The organism is Chitinophaga sp. (genome assembly GCF_036566945.1).
GTDB lineage: Bacteria > Bacteroidota > Bacteroidia > Chitinophagales > Chitinophagaceae > Chitinophaga.
Genome location: NZ_DATCVJ010000911.1, coordinates 1 through 7,190, shown reverse-complemented (window position 1 = coordinate 7,190; position 7,190 = coordinate 1). Strand labels below are relative to the sequence as shown.

Sequence of the window (7,190 nt, the reverse complement as noted above, 5' to 3'; positions counted from 1 at the left end):
TATTGCTGGGCATCAGTGGGAGAGCGGTGATCAGCAGCCATTACAAGTACATTGTATACAGCAAAGGCGCCATCAGAGAGCAGTTGTTTGACCTGTCAAAAGATCCCGGTGAAATGAATAACCTGGCCATGCAATCATCTTCCAAAAAAATACTCACCACCATGCGGAGTTATCTCAGCAAATGGTGTAAACAGCATAACGATCAATTTTCTGCCTACTTATAAAGATCATGAAGAAATTACTTACGCTATCTATTGCCATCATTGCGCTCAGGGCGTATAGCCAGCAAACGCCTTCTCTGATAAAGCTCTCCGCAGAAAAATTGCATGCCCGTGTCAGGGAGTGGCCTTATCCGGTAAATGGTATTACGGTGATGTCGGCCACGCCTGCGTTGTTATGGCCGGCCACCAATGGCAAAAATATAGTGTTGCCCATGGAAACCGGAAGTGAAGTGCCGGAAGATCCGAATATCGGCAATGTCGCTTATAAAGTATTGCTGTCGAGCGACAGTAATTTTACGAAGAACCTGATAGCGGGCGCGCCGCAAAAATGGGCCGTGTATCCACTGCATCAGGCATTGAAGCCGGGGCGTTGGTACTGGAAATATGCCTATGCACTGAAAGGTGGCAGCTGGGTATGGTCGCCGGCATATGATTTTATTGTAAGCTCCAAAGCTACTACCGTCGTGCCGCCACCGGTTAGTGATGTACTGAAACGCAACGAAGGCCCTCATCCGCGCTTGTGGAATATGAATACCATCGGTGATGAATTTTATCGTAATAATCTGAATAATAAAGAAGCCAAAGTATTTATTGCCTATGCAGAAAGACTGATGCGCGAACCATTGCCGACAGAGCAGCCCATGCGCATTATTGATACCACCGGGAAAACACCCCTGGAAAAAAAGAAGATCATTGAGCGCATGTACCATGGCTTTGGAGATAAAGTAGGTACGCCCATTCGTAATTTGTGTATTGCATATCAGCTCTCCAAAGATGAACGCTTTATTTTAGATGCAAAACGTCGTGCGCTCAATATCGCTGCTATGGACCCCAATGGGTTGGCTACCGGCGATGACTTCACCAGTGGCGCCGTGCTGGAAGCTCTGGGCTGGTTTTATGATGCAGGCTACCAGGTGCTGAATACATCGGAGAAAAATCATTTGAAAGACGTGATCAGGATAAGAGCCAAAAGGGTATATGATCATCTGCCCAACCGGTTTGAATTACATGTGAGTGATAATCATGTATGGCAGATTACCATGCGCAACCTGGCCATTGCTACGGTGGCAGTAGTACATGAAGTACCGGAAGCAAGAGAATGGCTTTCCTATCTGTATGAAGTGTGGACGGCGCGTTTTCCCATCCTGGGAACGACCGATGGTGGCTGGCATGAGGGCAACGGATATTTTCGGGTCAACTATAAATCGTTCATCTATCTGTCGCAGTTGTTCAGTGATTTCTCCGGGGTAAATTATTTTAATCTTCCCTGGATGCAAAACCTGCCCTACTTTATGATCTACACCTATCCGCCGGGATCGCCGTCTACCGCTACCGGAGATATGTGGGAGAATATTCCGCATATGGTAAAAGGCCAGGCATGGTTTGCCGATGCGCTCTCATTAAAAGTAAATAATCCTTATCTCAACTGGTATGTGGCGGAGATAAAAAAAGATCATCCCGACTTTTTTAAAGGAACAGATGATTACCTGTTTTTCCGCTTGTTGAATTACAACCCCGATCGTAAACAGGACATCAAATCTCCCGCTGATTTGCCTAAAACGAGGAAGTTTGCGGATGTGGGCGTGGTGGCCATGCATGAAGAGCTGGCAAAAGATAAGCAGGAGTTAAGCAGTTACTTGCTGAGCAGCCCTTTCGGCTCTTCGGGACATGGTCATGCGTCGCAAAATGCCGTGACGGTGAACTATAAAGGTAAAACCATCCTGGGTGGAAGTGGCTACTACAGCAACTTCAGCGATCCACATAATTTGCTGGACTACCGTAGCTCAAAAGCTTACAGTACTGTCCTGGCAGATAGTTTAAGTCAGCGTTTGGGAGAGGAAGGCTATGGCTGGATACCTCGTGCCATCAGTGGGCAGCACATCCAATATGCGCTGGGAGATGCTTCCAATGCATACGGACCTATTCTCAGTTCTTTTTGGCTGGATCGTTTTTCGCAAATAGAGATTACGGCTGATAGCAGCCATGGCTATGGCGATGCGGGCGTGAAATTATTCCGGCGACATATGTTACAACTCGATGGAGGCATTATCCTTTTATATGATGAACTGGCAGCTGCGCGGCCGGTGAAATGGACCACCCAGTTTCATGCCCCGTATTATACGATTACAGCCCAACAGCCAACAGGCAACCAACAACAAAACTTTATCATCAACGCCGATGTGGCGAAGGTGGCGATAAGTGTAATATCCGATGCCCCTTCCACATTAATGGTGCATCATCAATTTGCTTACCCGGCTGTTAACTGGGCTAAGGTGACGGATGATGATGGCAACATCAAAGTGTTTTCCTCGCAGTGGCATGCAGGTATTACCTCCTTGCCGGCAAAACAGTATCGTTTTTTAACAGTGATGCAGATAAAAGAAGGGCAGCCGGAAATAGTAAAAGTAGTGCCCACCGGCAAAGGGTTTTATGAATGTGACCTTGGTGGCTGGCATATTCAGGCCCGGCTGGATGGCAACAGGCCGGCAGCTATACAGGTCAGCAGTAAAACAAATCGTGCTTGTTTTAATTATGGTAATCTGCCGCTTAGTTTTGAAGGGAAAAAGTATGTGCCTAAGGTAGCAGGTAGCTCCATGTTATTGGAAGCCAACGGTAACAGTAGCCATCAAACGGAAGTAACAGACGAATTGCCGGACGTAGCTAAGTATGACCGTGATCCCCGGCAGCCTGAGTAAGGTGGTAATTCCTTTTTTCCGGTTGGGAATTATTCCGGATGTTATTACATTTGAATGCGACGTGTACTCAATGTAATAAAGAGAGGCGCCACCAAAATCGGCATGAGAAGGACTTTGTATTTGTTGTATGGCTGCTTCAGCCTGCTGTTTACTTTATTTACCTCCATCGGATGGGCCAGGGATCAGGTAACTCCCCGGCATTTCAGGAATATTTCTGTCAACAAAGGTTTGTCTCAGGGAACCGTGTTTGCCATTGTGCAGGACACGCTGGGATTCATGTGGATGGCTACCCAGGATGGCTTGAACCGTTATGACGGGCAGCGTTTTTCTATTTACCGGCCCGTGAAGAACGACTCCAACAGTTTACAATCTTACTATATCAAAAGTATTTTCATTGATAAAAAAGGAGAACTGTGGATTGGCGGTAATCAAGGCATCAGCCGCTATCATTATGCCACTGAAAATTTTAGTAACTACCGGATAACGCCGAAGCCGGGCGAGTGGTATATTTCCGCTATGACCTGCGCTGCGGATGGCCGCCTCTGGGCCGCTTCCAACACCGGAAGTATTTATTACTTTGATTCCGCTTCCCAATCATTCAAAGAACTGCCGCTGAAAAGCCCCGGCTTTAAAATTGTTTACCACCTCACCACGTTACCGCAAACATTGCTGCTGGCGACTGACGAAGGTCTTTTTAAAATGGACCTTTCCTCACAGCAATTGACAAAGGTAAATCTGGGCGTAGAGAGAGCGCCCATCAATGAAATTTTTATTGATGGAAACAATTGGTGGCTGGCCACAGAAGGCAGTGGCGTGCTATGCTATCACGCCACCGATCAGCAGGTAACGCAATACCTTTATCAGCCGGATAATTCCGGGCTGGCGGACAATGATGTCAGGGCCATTAACAAAGATGCCCATGGAAACATCTGGGTAGGGACTTTCCGGGGCTTGTCTATTCTCGATAAAAAATCTGCCCGCTTTCAGAATTATTATCATCAGTCTACCATTCCATATACCATCAGCCAGAATAGTGTCCGGTGTATTTACCGCGACAATCAAAACGGGATGTGGTTGGGTACTTACTACGGTGGGGTGAACTATTATCACGAGGCGGATATTATGTTCAATATGATCAACCAGAATACGGGGCCCGTTTCACTCAGCGATGAGGTGATTAACGTGATCCGGCAGGATCATAAAGGGAATTTCTGGATAGGCACCAACGACAAAGGTTTGAACTACTGGAACCCCTCCGCCAATACTATCCGCTATTACACGCATTCTGAAAATGGCGCCAATACATTAAGCGCCAATAATGTAAAATCGATTGCTTTCAGTCCGGATGGAAAGTTGTTTGTGGGTACACACAATGCAGGACTCAATCTGCTGGACCCGGCAACGGGCAGCAACAAAATATTCCGCCATCACGAAGATGATCCCGGCAGTATCGCCGGCGACATGGTGTATGCCTTGCTGACCGACTATCGCGGACAGGTATGGGTAGGCACACGTTCTGGTCTGGACCTGTTTGATCCGGCGAAGCAAACATTTAAGCACTATCCCGCTGCGGGTTTGGGTAAACATCTTAGCTCAGATGAAATCACTTTTCTTTTTGAAGATAGCAACAGGATCATCTGGATTGGTACCACCAATGGGGTGAACCAATACCATCCGGATCAGGGGCAGTTTAATGCCTTGCCGGGAGCCACGTTGAGCAATGATGTGATTAATTGTATGGCAGAAGATGCCCAACACAGGATCTGGATCGGTACGCGGGATGGATTGAATCTTTATCAACCGGCCACTCATACTTTCCTCAACTATCATACAGCAGATTATTTACCCGCGGGCACCGTCAATGGTATACAGCCGGACAATGATGGCAATCTTTGGATGTCTACCAGCACGGGGCTGTTGCGCTTAAATCCGGATACACATGCGCGGCAGTTTTTTGATAGCAAAGACGGATTGGAAAACAGTCAGTTTAATCTCTATGCCAGCTGTAAAGCCGCAGATGGACTGTTGCTGTTTGGTGGCACCAATGGCATTTCCTATTTCTATCCGGCCACATTGAAGCAGCAACCGTTAAGACTGGGCATCACATTTACAGGACTGGAGGTATTGAATCGTCCGGTATATCCGGGCGATGGAACGGGGATACTGGATCAGCATATCGATAAATCGGAGGTACTTACTTTCAGTCACGAGTTAAGGCAATTCAGCATTTTATTTAATTCATTTAATTATATCTCCGGCAACAGAACCCGGTATCTTTATAAGCTGGATGGATTTGATGTGGGCTGGCAACAAACGGAGAATCTGCCTAAAGCCACGTATACCAATCTGCCTGCCGGTAATTATACTTTTTATGTGAAGGTGATAGGCCTGCAGGGAGAAACGGGGCAGGTGAGGAGTATGCATATCCGTATTCTGCCGCCCTGGTATAAGAGTACCTGGTTTATTTTGCTGTTGCTCGTGTTTATACTGGGTGCCGCCTATCTTGTTTACCGGATGCTGCACGAAAGATATCTTACCCAACAGCAATTGAAAACAGAACGGATGGAGCGCGAAAAGGTGAATTATATTAACCAGGTAAAAATGGATTTTTTCACCAACGTGTCTCACGAGTTGCGTACGCCGTTAACACTGATGCTGGCGCCGCTGGAAGAGATAATGAGCCGGCCCGCCACAGATCCGGACCTACGGAGTAAGCATACGTTGATGTTAGCGAATACCCGCCGGCTTTATCACCTGGTAAATCAATTGTTCGAGTTCAGGAAAACGGAAATGGGTACCCGGAAACTAACAGTTTCCCGGGGAGATATGCTCCATTTTGTGCAGGGAATTTATCAGTCATTTAAACCGCTGGGAGAAAAGAGTGGGATCAACTACCAGTTCCATACAAAAGAAGTGACGCTGTCTGCCATCTACGATAAAGATGCATTGGAAAATATTTTATCAAATATTCTCTCTAACGCATTTAAATATACGCCGAATGGAAAGGATATTATCATGGAGCTGGCCAGGGAAGGAGAGCAGGTACGCGTCACCGTTACAGATACCGGCAAAGGCATTGCGGCGGAACATTTGTCCCAGGTATTTGACCGATTTTACCAGGTAAACAGTGAAGAAATGAATTTGGGTTCCGGCGTGGGGCTGGCATTTACCAAACGACTGGTAGCATTGCATCACGGTACTATCACTGTAATAAGCGCGCCTGGTGAAGGGAGTACTTTTACCGTCACGCTTCCCCTGTCCGAAAATGCATATGCCGGAGATGCTTATGTGGAGGAAGTTCCCGAAGAAAAGAAAACACTGGTAGAAGAGCCGGTGATAATGTTACCCGATGCTTTTACTTTGAAAGAGGATACTGTACGCGCCAGTTTATTGATTGTAGACGACAACGAAGAAATCGTTTCCTATCTGGAACAGTATTTCCGGAAATCTTATGAGGTAAGTGTGGCTTATAATGGAAAAGAAGCATTGGCCAAACTGGCGGAACAGCAACCAGATCTTATTATCAGTGATGTGATGATGCCCGAACTCGATGGACTGCATCTTTGTAAACGGGTAAAACAAAATATCCAGATGTGCCATATTCCGGTACTGTTGCTGACCGCAAAAGCGGAAACATCGCAGCAGATTATGGGCCTGGAAATGGGAGCGGATGATTACGTAACCAAGCCGTTTTCTATTGCTTTACTGGAGGCAAAAGTACAAGGTATTCTTAGAATCCGTCGCCAGTTACGGGAATATTATTCCGCTTCGAAAGAGGTGATCCCTGAAAAAATTACTTTTAACAGCCTGGATGAAACCTTTATCAGACAAGCGATTGCCATTGTAGAAGCCAATTTGATGGAATATGATTTTTCCGTAGATAAATTTAGCCGGGAACTCGGGATGAGCCGTTCTAACCTGTACCTGAAAATAAAAGCGATTACCGGCGAATCTGTTTCCGCATTTGTAAAACGAATACGTTTTCATAAGGCGGTGGAGCTGATGGCGGCGCGTCAGTATACTATTTCGGAGATTTCCAATATGTGCGGATTTAATTCACCTTCTTATTTCTCCACAGCATTCAAACAACATTACGGCTGTATTCCTTCAGAATATCTTTCGAGAAAAGATCAGAAAGATGACGAAGGCGCTGGCAGCTGAGGAAGATAAAAATCAGCAACGGCTGTTTCAGGATACTTTTGAAACAGCCGTTGCTGATAGTTAGTAAGTAAGGCAACGTTATTTTTGTAATATCACTTTACCCTGCAATACC

General features: G+C 46.3%; 3 protein-coding genes. All 3 read left to right on the top strand.

What is annotated here, in order from left to right; all coding sequences use genetic code 11:
* The coding region (locus VIP81_RS27370) for a sulfatase/phosphatase domain-containing protein (RefSeq protein ID WP_331968912.1) at positions 1–224 on the top strand (224 nt) is incomplete at its 5' end.
* Positions 225–229: 5 nt separating this feature from the next.
* Positions 230–2,917 carry a DUF4962 domain-containing protein gene (locus VIP81_RS27365; protein WP_331968909.1) on the top strand — a complete coding sequence of 896 codons (2,688 nt, stop codon included), beginning with the start codon at positions 230–232 and terminating at the stop codon, positions 2,915–2,917.
* Positions 2,918–2,971: 54 nt separating this feature from the next.
* Positions 2,972–7,078: a hybrid sensor histidine kinase/response regulator transcription factor gene (locus VIP81_RS27360; RefSeq protein WP_331968905.1), complete on the top strand. Its 4,107-nt coding sequence runs from the start codon at positions 2,972–2,974 to the stop codon at positions 7,076–7,078.
* Positions 7,079–7,190 lie beyond the last annotated feature (112 nt).

What these genes read in the sequence shown, in the direction of transcription:
- VIP81_RS27365 (WP_331968909.1), top strand. Translation starts at nt 230, where the DNA reads ATGAAGAAATTACTTACGCTATCTATTGCCATCATTGCGCTCAGGGCG.
- VIP81_RS27360 (WP_331968905.1), top strand. Translation starts at nt 2,972, where the DNA reads ATGCGACGTGTACTCAATGTAATAAAGAGAGGCGCCACCAAAATCGGC.